At 61.1% G+C, this 18,106-nt stretch carries 14 protein-coding genes; 5 read left to right on the top strand and 9 right to left on the bottom strand.

Translation table 11 applies throughout. The features are described 5' to 3' along the window. Positions 1–40 precede the first annotated feature (40 nt). Both MUY21_RS01445 and MUY21_RS01440 read right to left on the bottom strand, forming a co-directional pair. Positions 41–1,918, bottom strand: coding sequence for an ABC transporter ATP-binding protein (locus MUY21_RS01445; RefSeq protein WP_248408636.1), 1,878 nt, complete (start codon positions 1,916–1,918; stop codon positions 41–43). Next, a complete protein-coding gene (locus tag MUY21_RS01440; RefSeq protein ID WP_248408635.1) occupies positions 1,915–2,601 on the bottom strand; it encodes a tyrosine-protein phosphatase in 687 nt (228 codons plus the stop codon). Before MUY21_RS01440 ends, MUY21_RS01445 begins: the two co-directional genes overlap by 4 nt. Before the next feature lie 156 nt (positions 2,602–2,757). Between MUY21_RS01440 and MUY21_RS01435 the strand changes: the two genes are divergently transcribed. Next, positions 2,758–3,957, top strand: a complete 1,200-nt coding sequence (locus tag MUY21_RS01435) for an aminotransferase class V-fold PLP-dependent enzyme (protein WP_248408634.1) — start codon at positions 2,758–2,760, stop codon at positions 3,955–3,957. Here MUY21_RS01435 and MUY21_RS01430 read toward each other — a convergent pair. The 5 genes from MUY21_RS01430 to MUY21_RS01410 form a co-directional block, all read right to left on the bottom strand. Continuing rightward, a complete protein-coding gene (locus tag MUY21_RS01430) occupies positions 3,946–5,064 on the bottom strand; it encodes a pyridoxal phosphate-dependent aminotransferase (protein ID WP_248408633.1) in 1,119 nt (372 codons plus the stop codon). The two genes, MUY21_RS01435 and MUY21_RS01430, sit on opposite strands and share 12 nt — an antisense overlap. A 177-nt stretch (positions 5,065–5,241) precedes the next feature. Next, positions 5,242–8,367, bottom strand: coding sequence for a valine--tRNA ligase (locus MUY21_RS01425; protein ID WP_248408632.1), 3,126 nt, complete (start codon positions 8,365–8,367; stop codon positions 5,242–5,244). A gap of 126 nt (positions 8,368–8,493) precedes the next feature. Next, positions 8,494–10,662, bottom strand: coding sequence for an autotransporter domain-containing protein (locus MUY21_RS01420; protein WP_248408631.1), 2,169 nt, complete (start codon positions 10,660–10,662; stop codon positions 8,494–8,496). A gap of 276 nt (positions 10,663–10,938) precedes the next feature. Then, entirely contained in the window at positions 10,939–12,567 is a 1,629-nt protein-coding gene (locus MUY21_RS01415; RefSeq protein WP_248408630.1) for an alpha-D-glucose phosphate-specific phosphoglucomutase, read from the bottom strand. A 35-nt stretch (positions 12,568–12,602) separates the two neighbouring features. After that, positions 12,603–13,034 carry an Lrp/AsnC family transcriptional regulator gene (locus MUY21_RS01410; protein WP_191284993.1) on the bottom strand — a complete coding sequence of 144 codons (432 nt, stop codon included), beginning with the start codon at positions 13,032–13,034 and terminating at the stop codon, positions 12,603–12,605. A gap of 129 nt (positions 13,035–13,163) precedes the next feature. Between MUY21_RS01410 and MUY21_RS01405 the strand changes: the two genes are divergently transcribed. Beyond that, entirely contained in the window at positions 13,164–14,303 is a 1,140-nt protein-coding gene (locus tag MUY21_RS01405) for a type III PLP-dependent enzyme (protein WP_248408629.1), read from the top strand. 24 nt (positions 14,304–14,327) lie between these two features. Here the strand turns inward: MUY21_RS01405 and metF are convergent, their stop codons facing one another. Further along, a complete protein-coding gene (gene metF / locus MUY21_RS01400) occupies positions 14,328–15,194 on the bottom strand; it encodes a methylenetetrahydrofolate reductase [NAD(P)H] (protein ID WP_248408628.1) in 867 nt (288 codons plus the stop codon). A 99-nt stretch (positions 15,195–15,293) separates the two neighbouring features. On the opposite strand from metF, the gene MUY21_RS01395 reads away from it, so the two are divergent. The 3 genes from MUY21_RS01395 to MUY21_RS01385 all read left to right on the top strand — a co-directional run bounded on the left by MUY21_RS01395 (position 15,294) and on the right by MUY21_RS01385 (position 17,335). After that, positions 15,294–16,199, top strand: coding sequence for a LysR family transcriptional regulator (locus MUY21_RS01395; protein WP_248408627.1), 906 nt, complete (start codon positions 15,294–15,296; stop codon positions 16,197–16,199). A gap of 72 nt (positions 16,200–16,271) precedes the next feature. Continuing rightward, a complete protein-coding gene (locus tag MUY21_RS01390) occupies positions 16,272–17,060 on the top strand; it encodes an inositol monophosphatase family protein (protein WP_248408626.1) in 789 nt (262 codons plus the stop codon). A 71-nt stretch (positions 17,061–17,131) separates the two neighbouring features. Next, positions 17,132–17,335, top strand: coding sequence for a hypothetical protein (locus tag MUY21_RS01385; protein ID WP_248408625.1), 204 nt, complete (start codon positions 17,132–17,134; stop codon positions 17,333–17,335). A gap of 21 nt (positions 17,336–17,356) precedes the next feature. Here MUY21_RS01385 and MUY21_RS01380 read toward each other — a convergent pair whose 3' ends face one another. Further along, the gene (locus MUY21_RS01380; protein WP_248408624.1) at positions 17,357–18,106 is read right to left on the bottom strand and encodes a rhomboid family intramembrane serine protease; all 750 of its coding nucleotides are present in this window, start codon (positions 18,104–18,106) and stop codon (positions 17,357–17,359) included.

The following is an 18,106-nucleotide window of genomic DNA, read 5'->3' as shown; positions in this document are numbered from 1 at the left end:
CGCGGCCTCAATATAGGCGCGGTTGCGCAAAGCGAAAGGGTCAGTCGCGGCTGTTTCCCACCAGCCCGCGGAACAGGTTGCGCACGGACCAGCGTGATGGTTCGGTTTGTTCGATCTGCGGCATACGCCGCTTGCGGCGTTTCCCTCGCGCTGGTGCCTGAGCCGGGGTGCCTTCATCCTGAAACTGCAGCTTGTAAAGCTGGGCATAGATGCCGCCACGCGCCAGAAGCTCGTCATGGGTGCCCTGATCGACCACCTGGCCCTGATCCATCACCACGATCTTGTCTGCCTCGCGCACGGTCGCCAGACGGTGGGCAATGACCAGGGTCGTGCGATCTTTTGACAGCTCGTCCAACGCCTTCTGCACCAGTTTTTCAGACTTCGCATCAAGGGCCGAAGTCGCCTCGTCCAGCAGCAGGAACGGCGCATTGCGCAGCACCGCACGGGCGATCGCAACCCGCTGCCGTTGTCCACCCGACAGGTTCGATCCGCGCGGCCCGGCCTGAGTGTCCAGCCCGTGCTCCATCTGTGGCAGAAAATCCGAGACATGGGCCACGTCCAGCGCGTGTTTCAGCGTTTTCTCGTCCACATCCGTGCGCCCCATCAGGATGTTGTCACGCAGGGTTTCATCAAACAACAGCGCCTCTTGGCTGACGACCGAGAACAAGGCGCGCAACTGATCCAGAGGCAGCCGCGTGACATCCATGCCGCCCACCATCACCTTGCCGGCCTTTGCGTCCGCCAATCGTGTCAGCAGGTTGAACACCGTGCTTTTACCCGCGCCCGACGCCCCCACCAAGGCTGTCGTTTTACCCGCTTCAGCAGTGAAGCTCGCCCCGCGCAAGACCGGCGTGTCGCCATAGGAAAAACGCACGTCCTTCAACTCGATCCTTGCCTTTCGCGCAGGTATCGGCAGGGTGGCAGGGGTCGCCGGTGACAGGATAGACGGACGTTCGTCAAACACCCCCCGGATCCGGGCAAGACTGGCCAACGCCGCCTGCCAAGCGCCCGAGACCTTGCCGAGGTTCCTGAGAGGATCGAAAACCAACGCCATGGCGGTGAAAAAGCTCATGAATTCACCGACCGTCTTGGCGCCCGAATTGATCTGCATGCCGCCGTAAACCAGCACGCCGAAGAAGCCGACAGCGGCGATGATATCGACCATCGCAACGATGCCGCCCTGGTTGGCCTGGCTTTGCAGATGGGTGCGCGCGAAGGCGTCGATCTCGCGGTCGACACGGCCTTGTTCATGGCGTTCGGTACCCGACAGCTTGATCGAGTTGATGCCGTGAAAGATCTCGTCCAGCCGGGTTGAGATCTGGGCGGCAGACGACCGGCTGTCGGTTGTCGTGCGGCGCACCCGTTTTTGCAAGATACCCATGGGAATGGTCAGAATGGGCGCAGCCGCCACCGCGACCACGACCCACAGCCAGTCGATCGACAGGGCCACGCCCAGCAGCGCCAGAAGTGACACCACATCGCGCGCGACGGCGGCCAAGACGACCTCCCAAATCGTGGCAATGGCCTGCGCGTCGCCGCGCACCCGCTCGATCAATGTGCCGGGCGAGTTGTCGCGAAAGAAATTGCTGTCCAGCGTCAGCATGTGCGCAACCATGTCCGATTGCAGTTTTGCGGCAACCCGCTGGCCCACATGCACCATCAGAACCCGATGCCCGAAGGCCGCGATGGCGCGGGTGATGAAGATCCCGGCCACGACCAGGGCAACCCCCACGATAGACGATGTGCTGCCAGACGAAAACGCCACGTCGAACATCGGCTTGATCATGTAGCTCAAGCCCCCCAGTGCAAGCCCCTCGAGCAGCATCAGGAACACCGCGGCGATCAGCGGCCAGCGATAGGCGCGCATATAGCTGCGCCACATCCAGCGGATCATGTCAGGGTGCGGGGTCTCGCTCATCCTTTGCTCCGCTTGGCGTGGAACGAGGCCGTCACGGCCTCGGGGTCATAGTGATGCGCCAGCCAATCGCGTACCGGGATCGGATCGGTGTCGCAATGGGCGGCATAGCTGTCCAGAAGATGATCCAGAATCCCCGCCTTTGACCAGCGTTGATGGGCGTATTTCAACGACAGTTGCGCCTGCGCCGCGTCGATGTCGGCGCCCTTCTGGTCCAAAAGATACAAGGCCGCCACAATCCCCGTGCGGTCTGCCCCGGATTTGCAGTGGATCAACATCGGCTTTTCGGCGCGTTCCAGCAGGTCCAGCAGGTCCAGATAATCCTGTGGGCTGCCCAGCACGCGGGCGAACAGCTCGTAATCATGAAGGGTCATTCCGTAATCCGCGCAGGCTTCTTTTTCGAACAGGTAATAGGAAAACCTGTCCGGCCCCCGCAGGTTGATCACGCTTTTGATCCCGATCTTTTGCAAGACGGGAAAATGCACCGGGTCGGGTTGGTTGGACCGCCATGCCTCATCGGAGAGTTGATAGCGGTTGGGCAGGACGCGCCGCACAAAGGCATGGTCGACCAGATTGTTGTGCCGCCGTGCCGCCCGGCGTCCCTCGGGCGTCGAGATGTCGGTGCCGAACGAGCTTTTCCAGCTGCGCTCCCATTCCTTGATCCGGGCATAAAGCGTGGAAAACATGACGTCTCCGGTTTGTGTGCCGGCAGGGATGCAGGCGATCCTACGGGGTTTATCGTGTCACGAAGGTGCAGACAAGCGCGGCGGGGCACGGGTCTGTTGACGGCCAACAAGGCGCGCAGTACCGATTGGAAAACCCACTGCCAGACGAGCCCGCCCATGACACTTTCCAATGGCCGCCCCTATCTTGCCATTCCCGGGCCATCGGTGATGCCTGATCGCGTGCTGTGCGCCATGCACCGGCCTGGCCCGAACATCTATGAAGGTGAACTGGTTCAGATGATGCCGGCACTGATCGGTGACCTCAAAGCCATCGCACGCACCCGCCACAATGTTGCAATCTACATCGCCAACGGCCACGGCGCGTGGGAGGCGGCCCTGTCCAACGTCCTGTCGCCGGGTGACGCTGTTCTGTCCCTCTGCACCGGGCGGTTCGGGCATGGCTGGACCGAAATGGCCGAGGCACTGGGGATCGAGGTTCAGATCGAGGATTTCGGCATGCGTGCACCCGTTGATCCGAACCGGGTCGAAGACGTGTTGCGGGCGGACACCAACCATCGCCTTCGCGCCGTTATGCTGACGCATGTGGATACGTCCACCTCGATCAGGAATGATGTGGCCGCCGTGCGTGCCGCGATGGATGCGGTCGGGCACCCCGCGCTGCTGATGGTCGATTGCATCGCATCTATGGGCTGCGACCCGTTTCGGATGGACGACTGGGGTGCCGATATAGCAGTCGCGGCGTCGCAAAAGGGGCTGATGGTGCCGCCGGGCGTGTCCTTCGTGTTTTTCAATGACAAGGCGGCCAAAGCGCGGTCAGAAATGCCGCGTGTCAGCCAATACTGGGACTGGATGGACCGGGCCAATCCCGACCTGCTCTATCAGTATTTTGGCGGCACCGCGCCCACGCATCATCTTTACGGGCTACGCGAAGCCCTGAACATGATCGCGGAAGAGGGCGGGATCGAAGCAGTCTGGGCGCGCCATGCCCATCTTGCGCGGGCCATCTGGGCGGCTTTTGATCGTTGGGCGGCGGATGGTCCCATGACGTTGAACGTCAAGGATCCCACGCATCGTTCCCATGCCGTTACCTCCGTGCGGATCGGCGCCCCGCATGGCACCGCGCTCAGACGCTGGACCGAGGACAAGACCGGTGTCACCTTGGGGATCGGTTTGGGTATGCAAACGGCAGAGGACCCAAACGCCGACGGGTTCTTCCGGCTGGGACATATGGGGCATGTGAATGCACCGATGGTGATGGGGGCGCTGTCTTCGATCCAGGCCGGGTTGACTGCCCTGAACATCCCGCATGGCAAAGATGCGCTTGCCGCTGCGACTCAGGTGATCTCAGAGGCCTGAACGCGCCCTTTCAAGCGCGCGGGGCAGGGCGGCTGCGAACAGGTCCAAGTCTTCTGCCCGCCCAGCCGAAACACGGATACAGCGGTCCTGCGGCACCGAAAAGGGCATCCGCACAAACACATCCTGCTGCACCAACGCCTGCAATACGGCGCGGGCAAAGTCACCGTCCGCTCCGCAATCGACGGCGACGAAATTCGTGGCGGACGGCAAGGGGTGCACGCCGTTCTGTTGGGCAATGCTCTCAATTCGCCGCCGCGCAGCCCCGACCCGGTCCAGCGTCTGCCGCAGATGGTCTTGATCATGCAACGCCGCCAACGCGCCCGCCTGGCTGATCCGAAATATGCCGAAATGGTTGCGGATCTTGTGGAAAGCGGTGATCAGTTCGCGCGCACCGATCGCATATCCGACCCGCGCCCCGGCCATGCCATAAGCCTTGGAAAATGTGCGCATACGGACCACCCGTGGGTCGTTCGGTGACAGATCCGGCGCCGTTCCCTCAGGGGCAAACTCGACATAGGCTTCATCCAGAACCAACAGACACCCCTCCGGCACCGCCTCGATCATCCGCTGCATGGTGCCAGCCGCGTGCCACGTCCCCATCGGGTTGTCGGGATTGGCGATATACACCAATTTCGCCCCGACCTCGCGTGCCGTCTCAATCAACGCCACCGGGTCTTCGTGATCGGCGTTGTATGGCACGGTCTCAATCCGCCCGCCAAACCCAGTGACGTGATAGTTGAATGTCGGATACGACCCCTTCGACGTTACGACCACATCCCCCGACCCAACCAGCAGCCGGACCAGATAGCCCAACAACCCGTCAATCCCCTCACCAACCATGATATTCTCGGGCGCTATGCCGTGATGGGCGGCCAATGCCATCCGCAGATCGAAATTCTCCGGGTCGCCATACATCCACACATCGCGCGCGGCCTCTGCCATTGCGGACAGCGCCATGGGCGAGGGGCCGAACCCGTTCTCATTCGCCCCCAAACGCGCGGCAAATGCCCGACCACGGGCGCGCTCCTGTGTTTCGGGTCCAACAAACGGAACCGTGGCGGGCAGGCTGTCGGCAAGCGGGGTCAGGCGGGCATATGTCTTGGTCATGCAGATGTTAGATCAGGGCCGCGGCCCGTCGGCAAGTCGCAAGGAGCCACGACCGACATGTCCCGCACCACCCCGTTTCTTCTGGCCGGAAATATCCTGGGGTGAATGCGCGCAGCGCAGAGGGGCAAGGCCCCTCTGGCTCACACCGTGAGCCACCCTGCCGCGCGTGTCACCTGTTCAAATCTCGCGAAGTCGCGCCAGAGCAGCATTCAACGTCGCTTCTTCCTCTTCGCGCGCCGCCAGGTTCTCCTGTGCTTCCTCGACAACCTCGGGCGGTGCGTTCTCGGCGAATTTCGGGTTCTTCAACCGACCCCGCAGCCCGCCGATTTCCTTGCCCAGCTTGCCCAGAGACTTCTCAAGCCGCGCAATCTCTTCCTCGACGTCGATAATGTCGGCCAACGGCAAGGCGAAGATGCCACCGGCCACCGCGATGGTGATGCAGCCCTTGGGCAGTTCGGCCATCTCGGTCATGCTGTCGATCCGCGCCATGCGTTTGATCATCACCTCGTTGTTCGCCCAGGCCGTGCGCCCCGCCGCATCCAGTTCTTGCAGGATCAATGGCACTTTCAGACCAGCAGGCACATGCATCTGTGCCCGGGCCGAGCGGATGTTCTCAATGAGCGAGATGACCCAGTTCATTTCGCGCACCGCAGCCTCGTCCACCAACTTGTCGCCATAGGTCGGCCAGTCTGCGTGGATCAGCATCGTGTCACGGTCCGCGATCTGGCCCCACAGCTCTTCAGTGATAAAGGGCATGATCGGGTGCAGCAGAATCAGACACTGGTCAATCACCCATGCCATCGTGGCGCGGGTCTCAGTCAGCACCGCCTCGTCATCCGCGTTCAGAAGCGGTTTCGAGAATTCCACATACCAATCGCACACCTTGCCCCAGACAAAGGCGTAAAGCCCGTTGGCGGCGTCATTGAAGCGATAGGCGGTCAGGGCCTCGTCCACTTCACTCCGCATTTTCGCAGTTTCCGAGATAATCCAGCGGTTCACCGTCTGGGCCGGGCTTTTGGGATCAAAACCAGCGACGGGCTTGCAGTCGTTCATCTCGGCAAACCGCGCCGCGTTCCACAGCTTGGTGCCAAAATTGCGGTATCCCGCGATCCGGTCGCGCGACAGCTTCAACACACCGCCGATCGAGGCCATCGAAGCATTGGTAAACCTGAGCGCATCCGCGCCGTACTCGTCGATGATTTCCAGCGGGTCGATCACATTGCCCGTGGTCTTGGACATTTTCTTGCCCTTCTCGTCGCGGACAAGACCGTGCAGGTAGACCGTGTGGAACGGGTTTTTACCCGTCACGGCTTGGCTCATCATCATCATTCGCGCGACCCAGAAGAACAGGATGTCCTGCCCGGTGATCAGAACGTCACCAGGGAAGAAGCGTTCAAGTTCGTCGGTGTTCTGCGGCCAGCCCAGCGTGCCGAAGGGCCACAGACCGGAGGAGAACCAAGTGTCGAGCACGTCGGGGTCACGCCAGACGGGATAGACCAGTTTGGTCGGGTCTTGCGTGCTTTCATAAGCAGCCAGGCTTTCGGCCAGCATGTGGATGGCGGCGGCGCGGTCCGCCACCTCGACCACACGGGCGTGGCTCAGCGGCGCGGGCAGGGTGACAAGCACCTCGTCGAATTTCGGAACAACCGCGTCAAAATCATGGGCGCAATGGCTGTGTTCGTGACCGGGCAGCATGTCCTGTTGCAACAGAAGACGGCCCATTTCGACCAGATCAAGCGCATTGTTGCCTTCATCGTCCTTGAACCCTTCCCCGGACAGGTCAAGCCCATACCAAACCGGCACCTGATGCCCCCACCAAAGCTGGCGCGAGATACACCATGGCTCGATATTCTCCAGCCAGTGGAAAAAGACCTTCTCACCTGACTCCGGCATGATCTTGACGTCGCCACCCCGCACCGCGTCCAGCGCAGGGCCGGCGATTTTCTCGGCGTCCACGAACCACTGGTCGGTCAGCATCGGTTCGATCACGACCTTGGAGCGATCCCCGAAGGGCTGCATGATCGGCTTTGATTCAACAAAGGGCACGGTGCCGGTGATTTCCTCGCCATCGACCTCGACGGTCTGGGTGATCATCACGGCCAGCCCCTCGGCGGTGATCTGGTCGACCACGCGCTTACGCGCCTCGAACCGGTCCAGCCCGCGCAGATCATCCGGGACAAGGTTCATTGCGGCGATCTTGGCCTCGTCAAACCCTTCTTCGCCATTCGCAATGCGTTGGGCCGTGGCGGCCTCATCCGCATAGGGCAGGCCATCGGTTCGCATGTGCCCGCGTGTATCCATCAGCGAATACATCGGGATGTTGCCACGTTTGGCGACCTGATAGTCGTTGAAGTCATGCGCGCCGGTGATCTTCACCGCGCCCGACCCAAAGTTCGGGTCGGGATATTCGTCGGTGATGATCGGGATCAGGCGGCGATGCTCTTTCGGCCCGACCGGAATTTCGCACAGCTTGCCCACGATGGGCGCATAGCGCGCATCATCCGGGTGCACGGCGACAGCGCCGTCGCCCAGCATGGTTTCGGGCCGGGTGGTGGCGATCGAAATATAGTCACGCTCCTCGCTCAGCGTGATGTTCCCGTCCTCGTCCTTCTCGACGTAAGTATAGGTCGCGCCACCTGCCAGCGGGTATTTGAAATGCCACATATGACCCGGGGTTTCGATATTCTCGACCTCAAGATCGGAAATCGCGGTTTCGAAATGCGGGTCCCAGTTGACCAGCCGCTTGCCGCGATAGATCAGGCCCTTGTCGTACATATCGACAAAGACTTTCAGCACAGCGTCGTGGAAATCGGCCGAGTTCTCGTGCCCCACGCGCGGATCGCCCGGTGCCCCCGCCATGGTAAACGCATTGCGCGACCAGTCGCATGTCGAGCCCAAGCGTTTCAACTGGTTGATGATGGTCGAGCCGTATTCGCCCTTCCATTCCCAGACCTTTTCAAGAAATTTCTCGCGCCCCAGTTCACGACGACCGGGTTGCTGGGTTTCCGCCAGCATTTTCTCGACCTGCAACTGGGTGGCGATGCCTGCATGGTCCTGACCGGGCTGCCACAGCGTGTCAAAACCCCGCATCCGGTGCCAGCGGATCAGAATATCCTGCAACGTGTTGTTGAACGCATGGCCTACATGCAGCGCGCCCGTGACGTTGGGCGGCGGGATCATGATGGCGAAGCTGTCCGCCCCCGGTTTGGCATTTGCACCCGCCTTGAAGGCGCCTGCGTCTTCCCAGTCTTGATAGATGCGCGGCTCGGCGGCGCTTGCGTCGAAGGTCTTGTCCATGGCCATGGTTCTGTCCCAAGTCGTATGAGTTCAAGACCGTTTACCCAAGTGGGCGGCAAAGGGAAAGCCCGTGCAAAAAAGACAACGCCCGGAGCTTGGCCCGGGCGTTTCAGTGCAGGTCGTTTGCGACGATCAGAAATCCATCTGATAGCCGATTGTCGCCATGACGGATGGTTTTTCAGCATAGGGCGTCTGGTGCACGCCAAGACCCAGATCATAGCTGCGCCCGTTGCCCAACGCGTGGGTATAGCGGGCTTCGGCAAACAGCCGTTCTTCGTGCTCCAATGCCGGACCCGCGATGGCGAAGCTGGTCATGCCCGGAATGGCACTGGTGCCAGACACGGTGTCGGTCGAGCGCGACAAATCCCACTCCACCCCGGCCTTCAGACGCACCACGCCAGCCGCCGAGACCGGGATACGCACATCTGCCCCCAAAGTGGCGGTGGTGGCGCTGACCTCGTAATCGTCATAGGTCACGGGGAAGGCGACCGCATTTGTTTCGGTGTAGCCGTCGCGATCAACCGATGAACGAGAGACGCGCAGGAACGGTGTGACCAATGCAGCGCCCCGCTGCATGCCGTATCCAACTTCGATCGATCCGGCGCGTGCGCGCATATCCGTGCGGCCCAGACCGCGTTCGGTGTTGGGCAGGGCGGTTGACCGCGTGATCTCGACCTCGGCAGCCGATTGTGCGGCGGCGAGTTTCCAGTTCAACCCCTCGGTTGCCGGGTGGCCACCTTGCAGATAGACCCCGAAGCTGCGGAACGTGCCGTCAATGCCAAAGCCTGTCAGCGTGTCGTCGTCCGTCCCAAGCCCAAGGAACCCGCCAAGTGACAGATTGTCGGTCAGCGCCGTGGCGGCGATCAGGCCGGCAAGGGCGGTGTCGTTACCATCGCGATTGCTGGCCGCACCTGCGTTCACCTTGATCGAAAACGGGTGCCCCAGACCCCTTTTGCTGCGTTGGCCCACGCTGCCTTCGATTGGAAGCTCAAGCGACTGGCCCAGCGTGAACTGGACCAGCTTGTCCACATAATGCGCGCCTGCCGCCTGTTGGGCCGCGTTATCAGACACTTGCGTCAGGGTGTTGATGTGATCCAGCATCGTGCCGCCGGGGGTGCCCGTCGTATCGTCGGGGTTCTCGACATCACGCCAGATGAAACCGCGTGAATCGCCCGCGTCATTTGTCGCCACACCGACCACGACAGAGCCGTCCGCACTGATCCCATTGGCAGAGGATGTGCCGCTGTTGTCCGAGGTCAGGTCGCCAAGGTCCAGTGCGACGCCATCGGCGTCCCACCTCAATGCGCGATAAGAGCCAGGTGCTGTTGTATAGCTTACCGCCCCCGCCACATAAGACCCATCTTGGTTGGCTGCATTGGCCAGCGAAAAAAAGACGTTGGCCTCATCTGTCGACGCCAGTTGAACCATGCCCGTGCCGGCACTCCACCGGAAGGCGCGCTGACCCGTGACCGAGGGGGCAACCGATTGGCCGACCACAACCTGACCGTCACCGCTGACCCCGTTGGCGCGGCTTTGACCAGCGGCGCCACCGATGGTGCCCAGATCGGTGATGGCCCCGCCGACCACCGCGCGGAACGCGTGGGTTGTGGTTGCGGTTTCGGCGCGACCCACAACAATGGTGCCATTGTCACTGATATCTGCACCATACGTGTCGCCATTCGCGACCAGGCTGGGCAGAGTGACAAATGTATTGGTCGCGCGCGTCCAGACAAAGGCACGGTCATAGGGAGCCGGAGAGGTTGGTCCGGGCGGTGCCGGCGTCGCCGCGCCATTGTCGAAGATGGTGCCGACAATGCGCGTCCCATCGGCGCTGATACCGTTCGCTTCGCCCAAAACGCCCGCGCTGATCGGGATAGCGACGGCGCCGGTGGCTTGCGTCCAATAGAACATGGTCGGCGTCCCGGCCGTCAAATACACGCCCGTGATGACCGATCCGTCCTCGCTCGCCCCGCGGGCAAAGCTGGCATCCCCCATTGCCGGGGCAAGGTTGACAAGCGTGCCACCGGAATAGGCGAAGGCACGGGGCGTGATGGCAGAATCCGACGCATAGCCCACGACGACCGATCCGTCGCCTGAAATGTCCACCGCGTCCGATCCGGTGACCAAAGCACTGTCGTCAAAGGTCGGAATGCTCTCGATGGTTGGGGCTGGTCCCGTGGTTTGTGCCAGCACCGGGTGCGCAGTGAGTGCCAGGGTTGACGCGGCAATCAGTCGGCGCAGGTTCACGGTTGTTTTCGACGCAGAAGAATAATCTGACTGCTCTTTGAAATAATGTTTCATTCGCCCCTCGCAATTTCAATCATGCACACGATGATCCGATGGGATCGACCCTGTCAGTCGCAACCCGCATTTTTTGTCATGCTTCTGCGCGACCGGACCTTCTCGTGAGGTGTTTCGCTTATGTTAACAAATTCGCCCTGGTGCAGCGTGGATGATTAAGTTTCCAGACAATAAACCCGTTCGTAGTCGCAAATAAACAACGAGGCAATAACGACCTGCATTGAAAGATTGAAACCGACCGCAGCAAACTCTTATCACCAAACGGAAGTTTCCGCGCTACGTGATGACATCCGGGGCGAGACGGCCCGTGAAGTGCTCGATTTGTGCAAGGTCGTGCGTTGCCCGGATTACCTTTGACAAGGCTGTATGGGTGTCCTGATCATGTGCGGATCCCGGCGGGGCGTATTGTTCCAGATAAACCCGTAATGTCGCGCCCTGGGTGCCGGTGCCGGACAGGCGCAGCATTGCGCGCGCCTCGCCATCGAAACTCAGAATGACGCCCTGTCCGGTGCTGACGGATCCGTCAACCGGGTCGGTATAGCTAAAATCTTCGGCACCGGTCACGGTCAACCCGCCGGCCTGTTGTCCCGGCAGGGCGGGCAGGTTTGCAATCAGACGGTCCATCAGGCGCGTCGCGGCATCCGTGCTGATCCCTTCAAAGTCGTGACGCGAGTAGTAGTCGCGCCCATACTGCGCCCAGTGGTCGCGAACCAGCTCCGCGACCGAGCGTTTGCGCACTGCCAAAATGTTCAACCACATCAGAACGGCCCAGAGCCCGTCTTTCTCACGTACATGGTTTGACCCGGTGCCGGCGCTTTCTTCGCCACACAGCGTGACCCGCCCCGCATCCAGCAGATTGCCGAAAAACTTCCATCCGGTCGGAGTCTGAAAGGCTTCCACACCCAATCGTGCCGCCACCCGATCACTCGCCGCCGAAGTGGGCATTGACCGCGCAACCCCTGCGATGCCGTTGCGATAGCCCGGCACCAGATGCGCATTGGCCGCAAGCAGCGCAAGGCTGTCTGACGGCGTCACATAGATACCGCGCCCCAGGATCATGTTGCGATCCCCATCACCATCCGAGGCTGCGCCGAAATCCGGGGCGTCCGGCCCCAGCATCAGATCATAAAGCGGCTTGGCCCAGACGGGGTTGGGATCCGGGTGCCCGCCACCGAAGTCTTCGCTTGGAATGGCGTTGATCACAGATCCGGCAGGTGCACCCAAACGGCGTTCGAGGATTTCAGTCGCGTAAGGGCCAGTGACCGCGTGCATGGCATCGAAGCACAGGGTGAATCCGTCCGCGATCATCCGGCGTATGGCGTCGAAATCGAACAGATCCTCCATCAGCGCAACATAGTCCGCGACCGGGTCCACCACTTCGATCACCATGTCGCCCAACTGGGTTACCCGGCATTCGGACAAGTCTGGCGCGTCTTCGGTGGTCATGGAGTATTGTGTGATCTGACTGGCGCAGGCAACGATGGCGTCGGTCACCGCTTCCGGTGCCGGTCCGCCATTGGCGATGTTGTATTTCAACCCGAAATCACCCTTCGGTCCGCCGGGATTGTGGCTGGCCGACAGGATCAGGCCACCATTCGCCCCGCGTTTGCGGATCAGATGACTGGCCGCCGGCGTTGACAAAAGGCCGTTCTGGCCGACAATGACACGCGCCACGCCGTTGGCCGAGGCGATGCGCAGGATGGTGGCCATCGCCGCGCGATTGAAATATCGGCCATCGCCCCCCATGACCAGCACGGCACCCTGTGGCGAAATGGCGTTGAAAATCGATTGCGCATAGGTTTCCAGATAGCCAGGCGTCGAAAAGACCGAAACAGTCTTGCGCAATCCCGATGTGCCCGGCACTTGCCCGTCAATTGGCGCGGTGGGGATGGTTTCAATTCTCATGGCGCCCTCGTTCAATAATGTAAGCAATGCCCGTTCTAACCCAGGCGGTTGATCCGCGTCGAGAGGTGGATCAGGCTTTCCGAGCTTTTCACCCCGTCGATTTCACCAATGGCATCAAGCGTTTGGTCCAATTCGGCGGTGGACTTGGCCGCAAGCTGCAGGATCATGTCGAACCGGCCCGATGCGGTATGCGCCGTTTCGACTGCCGTCAGGGTCTTCAGGCGGGCCAGCACGGCGGGGGTTGAACGGGGTTCGATCGCGATCAGAACGGTCGCGCGGATGCGGTCGCCGCGCGCTGCATCGCCAAGGCGCAAAGCATATCCGGCGATGATGCCCTTTTCCTCCAACCGTTCGATTCTGGCCTGAACGGTGGAGCGTGCCAGCCCCAGCCGCCGCGCCAATGTGGCCACGGGCAGGCGGGCATTTCCTTCAAGCTGGGCCAGCAATTCGCGGTCTTTGTCATCCATATGGTCGGTATCCTCGATGTTTCGGCGGAAAATACACGACATATCGCCCGAATTGCCACTGGAAATCGACGGTGTCTGTTCAGATTCTAAAAGAACCACGCGAACAGATCCTTTTCAAAGCGAGCGAACATGAGCAGGCAACCCTCGATCTGGCTGACAGCCCTGTCACATCTGAAATCCGAAACACCGAAACACCCGGTGCTGTATTTTGCACCCGCGACATTGCAGGCCACCGTTCAGCAATTCGTGGACGGGTTCGACGGGCTGGTCACCTATGCGGTAAAGGCCAATGATTCCCGCGTCGTGCTGGAAAACCTTGTGGCCTGCGGGATCAGCGCCTTCGACGTTGCCAGCCCGGCGGAAATGCACGCTCTGCGCGCCGTGTCGTCCGATGCGGTGATGCATTACAACAACCCGGTGCGTGCCCGCGACGAGATCGCCGAGGCAGTCGCGCTTGGCGTCCGGTCCTACTCCGTCGATGCGCCACACGAGTTCGAGAAGCTGCGCGCGCAGGTCGACCCGAAGGGCATCGAAATCTCGGTCCGCCTGCGTCTGCCGGTCGAAGGAGCTGCCTATCATTTCGGCACCAAGTTTGGCGCGGATGTGGAGCAGGCAGTGGCGCTGCTGCGCATGGTAAAAGAGGCGGGCTTTACCCCGTCGATGACCTTTCATCCGGGCACGCAATGCGCCAGCCCCTCGGCATGGTCGACCTATGTCGCGACCTGTGCGGAGGTTTCGAAAGAGGCCGGTGTGAAGCTTGCGCGGCTGAATGTGGGCGGCGGGTTTGCCGCCAATCGCGGCGTTGCCCCTGATCTGAACGCAATCTTTGCCACGATCCATCGCGCCGTTCAAAACGCGTTTGGTGACGCGGCACCCGCGCTGGTTTGCGAACCCGGTCGCGCCATGGTCGCCGAGGCGTTCACATTGGCCACACGGGTGAAATCCATCCGTGAAGATGGCGCGGTGTATCTGAATGACGGGATCTATGGCGCTTTGTCCGAAGCCCCGTCCATCGGGGTGCCGGACCGGATCTCAACGGTTCGGGCAGACGGCACGTCCCACAAGGGCGCTCCGATGAAGCGCATCGTGTTTGGCCCGACCTGCGATTCGATTGACCAATTGCCTGATCCACTGGCTTTGCCCGCAGATCTGGCCGAAGACGACTACGTTCTGTTTTCCGGGATGGGCGCCTATAGCCTTGCCACGGTGACGCGGTTCAACGGATATGGGCAGATCGACCTGGTGACGGTACAGCGCGCCGGGCTGTGACCCTGCGGGCTGAACTGTCTGTGGTCATGCGACGTCCTGCAATTTCACGCTGGGCGTGAGCCCCAAGGCGCGCGCCACATCGCGGGTCAGGGCAGGCTTGTTCAGCGTATAGAAATGCAGGTCCTGGACCCCGCCGTCGATCAGGTCGGAACACAGCTCGGTGCACAGCGCGGTGGACAACAGATCTTCGCGCCCGTCACGCGCGGCCTTGGCGAAGGCATCATCCAGCCAGCTTGGAATATGCGCCCCGCAACGTTCGGCGAACTTGCGCACGCCGGTCCAGTTCTCAATCGGCAGGATGCCGGGAATGATCGGGATGTCGATCCCGGCTTTTTCGCATTTGTCGCGGAAGCGGAAAAAAGTGTCATCTTCGAAGAAAAACTGGGTGATAGCCGAGTTGGCACCCGCATCCACCTTGCGCTTCAGCCAGGCGACATTGGCGTCCAGATCGGCGCTTTCGGGGTGCGGGTCGGGATAGGCGCCCACACGGATATGAAAATCGCCCGTATCTGCAAGGGCTTCGATCAGTTCGACCGACGAAGAAAAGCCGTCCACATGCGGCACAAACCCGGTGCTGCCCTTGGGCGGATCACCCCGCAGGGCGACGATCTCGGTGACACCGGCTTTTGCATATTCTCTGGCAATGGCCAGGGTTTCATCCCGTGTGGCGTCCACGCAGGTCAGGTGTGCGGCGACGTTCAGGTCGTAATGCTTGTGGATGGTCTGGACCGCGTCGTGGGTCAGCTCGCGCGTGGTGCCGCCCGCGCCATAGGTCACCGAGACGAAGCTGGGATCCAGCGGCGCCAGTTCGCGCACGGTTTCCCAAAGGCGAAAGGAAGCGTCCAGCGATTGCGGCGGAAAGAACTCGAACGAGATGTTGGGCGTGGTCATGGCATCCTCGGCGGTGGGAAGGTCGTGTGGCCCCTCTTGTGCCCGGATTTCATTTGTGAGACAAATTCATAATTCTCACATTCATCATGAGTTTCGTGCATGTATTTGGAATTTCGTCATCTGCGCACCATTCGCGCGGTGCATCAGGCGGGCAGCCTGGCGCGCGCTGCGGACATTCTGCACATCACCCAATCGGCGCTGAGCCATCAGATCAAGGGGCTTGAAGACCAGGTGGGGATGGAGCTGTTTCACCGCCGCACCAAGCCGATGCGGCTGAGCCCGGCGGGATTGAAGCTCTTGCGCCTTGCCGAGCATATCCTGCCGGAAGTATCCCGCGTCGAAGAAGAATTCAGGGCGCTGAAGTCCGGCCGGTCGGGCCGCTTGCACATCGCCATCGAATGTCACGCCTGTTTTGACTGGCTGTTTCCCGTGCTCGACAAGCTGCGCCATGCCTGGCCCGAGGTCGATCTGGACATTCGCCAGCGGCTTGCCTTTGACGCGCTCGAGGCACTTCGGCGGGAAGAGGTCGATTTCGTGATTTCGTCCGACCCGATTGCTCTGCCGGGCATCACCTTTTCGCCGCTCTTCGACTATGAGCCCCGTTTTGTCGCCGCCGCAGGGCACCGGCTGGCGCAACAGGACTTCATCGAAGCCGAGGATTTCGAACAGGAGATGTTGCTGACCTATCCGGTCGATCGGTCGAAAACGGATGTGTTTTCCGGGCTTCTGACGCCTGCGCGTGTTGAACCGCGCGCCGTTCGTCAAGTCGAAATGACCGAGGTGATCCTGATGCTCGTCGCCGCCGGGCGCGGGGTGGCCGTCATGCCGGACTGGGTGTTGCGCAAGGTGGACGGGAACCCCGATTACGTCACGCGGCCCCTGACGGAGAAGGGGTTGGCAAAGCGCATGTTTGCCGCCACCCGCGACGAAGATGCCATCGTGCCCTATGTCGCCCATATGATCCGGTTGTGCCGGTCCGAGCCGGTCAAGCTGCAACGCGCATGAAACCGGGAAACGGGCTTGGCAAACAAGGCATCGCGGCGTATACGCGCCGTCTGAGAAGATAGGAGCGCCCCGATGGAAGGCAGTGCAAATCTGAACGTGATGATCAAGGCCGCCCGGATGGCGGGCCGCAGCCTTGTGAAAGACTTCCGCGAGGTTGAAAACCTGCAAGTGTCGATGAAGGGCGCGGGCGATTTCGTATCCAAAGCCGACACGGCGGCCGAGCAGATCATCCGCGATGTTCTGATGGAAGCGCGTCCCAATTATGGCTGGCTGGCTGAGGAAAGCGACGCCGTCGATGGCAAGGATCCCACCCGCCGCTGGATTGTCGACCCACTGGACGGCACCACGAACTTTTTGCATGGGCTTCCGCACTGGGCCATCTCGATCGCGCTGGAACACAAGGGCGAAATCGTTGCGGGCGTGATCTATGACGCCGCCAAGGACGAGATGTTCTCGGCCGAAAAGGGCGAAGGCGCGTGGCTGAACCAAAGCCGCCTGCGCGTCTCAGGTCGGTCGCGTCTGATCGAAAGCCTGTTTGCGACCGGGTTGCCATTTGCGGGGCGGGCGGATCTGCCCGATACGCTGCAAGATCTGGCGCGCATTCTGCCAAGCTGTTCGGGTGTGCGCCGCTTCGGGTCGGCGGCGCTGGATCTGGCCTATGTGGCGGCGGGCCGATATGACGGGTTCTGGGAACGCCGCCTGCACGCCTGGGACGTGGCAGCCGGGCTGGTCATCGTGCGCGAGGCTGGTGGCTTTGTCGCCCCGATCGATCCGGACGGATCCATTCTTGAACAGGGCGAGGTGATCGCGGCGAACGAGGCGATTTTCGAAAAGTTTGCGGGACTTGTGCGCGACAACTGATTTTCGGGCCGCGCCGCAAAATACCCTGACAGGGCCATATTGCTGCCTGATTGTTTGGCAAAACAGACATTATGGAACAGTTGAACAATATTGCCGCCCGTATTTCAGGGCTGATCGCAGACGAGGACGGTGCCGTCACGGTCGATTGGGTCGTTCTGACAGCATCTATCGTCATGTTGGGAATGGCTGCGGCCTTCACGGTGACGGGCAGCGTACCCGGTCTTGCAAACAAGATCAGCACGCATATTTCGGTGATGACAGTCGGCGGGGGATAAGCCCCACCTGCCGGGGATGGGCTATTTCCGCCGCCGAATCGCCGGAATGTTGCTGTTGACCAACTTGTATTTTGCCGCAGGCTTGTCGGGGTGGCCTTCGGTGCGGGCCCAGAAGGCCGTGCCTCCCAGTCTTTTCCAGATCGGCAAGACGAACAGGAAACCGGCGATGAACCCGCCGGCATGGGCCCAATAGGCAACGCCGCCATCTATTTGCGACCAGTTCAACGCGCCATTCACGATCTGCAACCCGAACCAGAAAAGCAGCATCAGCCACGCCGGGAACGCAAACACCCTGAAGATCACAACGAAGATAAACAGGACATCGACCCGCGCCCGTGGAAACAGCAGAAGATATCCGCCCATGACACCCGCGATTGCGCCCGATGCCCCCACCATCGGAACCACACTCGTTACATCTGCGGCCACTTGAAGCAAGGCCGCCCCCAGCCCCGAGACAAGATAGAACAAGGCGAACCTGACATGGCCAAGCACGTCTTCCAGATTGTCGCCGAAGATATACAGAAACAGCATGTTGCCCGCGAAGTGCAGGAAGCCGCCATGCAGGAACATGGAGGTCAGGATGGTTTCAAACCCGTCTCCGCTCATCAAACGCAGCGGGATCAGGCCATAGTTCTGGAACACCCAAGCAGAATCCGCATCGTTGCCATAAAGGGGCAGCATTACCAGAAAGACGATCAGATTTGCCGCGATCAGCCCATAGGTCACGAAGGGCGTGCGTTCAGAGGGGTTGTGATCGCGGATCGGAAACAT

It is taken from the genome of Aliiroseovarius sp. S2029, assembly GCF_023195575.1.
GTDB lineage: Bacteria > Pseudomonadota > Alphaproteobacteria > Rhodobacterales > Rhodobacteraceae > Aliiroseovarius > Aliiroseovarius zhejiangensis.
This window is presented reverse-complemented; position numbering and strand designations above follow the sequence as displayed.

What these genes read in the sequence shown, in the direction of transcription:
- MUY21_RS01405 (WP_248408629.1), top strand. Translation starts at nt 13,164, where the DNA reads ATGAGCAGGCAACCCTCGATCTGGCTGACAGCCCTGTCACATCTGAAA.
- MUY21_RS01415 (WP_248408630.1), bottom strand. Translation starts at nt 12,567, where the DNA reads ATGAGAATTGAAACCATCCCCACCGCGCCAATTGACGGGCAAGTGCCG.
- MUY21_RS01440 (WP_248408635.1), bottom strand. Translation starts at nt 2,601, where the DNA reads ATGTTTTCCACGCTTTATGCCCGGATCAAGGAATGGGAGCGCAGCTGG.
- MUY21_RS01410 (WP_191284993.1), bottom strand. Translation starts at nt 13,034, where the DNA reads ATGGATGACAAAGACCGCGAATTGCTGGCCCAGCTTGAAGGAAATGCC.
- MUY21_RS01390 (WP_248408626.1), top strand. Translation starts at nt 16,272, where the DNA reads ATGGAAGGCAGTGCAAATCTGAACGTGATGATCAAGGCCGCCCGGATG.
- MUY21_RS01445 (WP_248408636.1), bottom strand. Translation starts at nt 1,918, where the DNA reads ATGAGCGAGACCCCGCACCCTGACATGATCCGCTGGATGTGGCGCAGC.
- MUY21_RS01430 (WP_248408633.1), bottom strand. Translation starts at nt 5,064, where the DNA reads ATGACCAAGACATATGCCCGCCTGACCCCGCTTGCCGACAGCCTGCCC.
- metF (WP_248408628.1), bottom strand. Translation starts at nt 15,194, where the DNA reads ATGACCACGCCCAACATCTCGTTCGAGTTCTTTCCGCCGCAATCGCTG.
- MUY21_RS01435 (WP_248408634.1), top strand. Translation starts at nt 2,758, where the DNA reads ATGACACTTTCCAATGGCCGCCCCTATCTTGCCATTCCCGGGCCATCG.
- MUY21_RS01385 (WP_248408625.1), top strand. Translation starts at nt 17,132, where the DNA reads ATGGAACAGTTGAACAATATTGCCGCCCGTATTTCAGGGCTGATCGCA.
- MUY21_RS01425 (WP_248408632.1), bottom strand. Translation starts at nt 8,367, where the DNA reads ATGGCCATGGACAAGACCTTCGACGCAAGCGCCGCCGAGCCGCGCATC.
- MUY21_RS01380 (WP_248408624.1), bottom strand. Translation starts at nt 18,106, where the DNA reads ATGTTTCCGATCCGCGATCACAACCCCTCTGAACGCACGCCCTTCGTG.
- MUY21_RS01420 (WP_248408631.1), bottom strand. Translation starts at nt 10,662, where the DNA reads ATGAAACATTATTTCAAAGAGCAGTCAGATTATTCTTCTGCGTCGAAA.
- MUY21_RS01395 (WP_248408627.1), top strand. Translation starts at nt 15,294, where the DNA reads ATGTATTTGGAATTTCGTCATCTGCGCACCATTCGCGCGGTGCATCAG.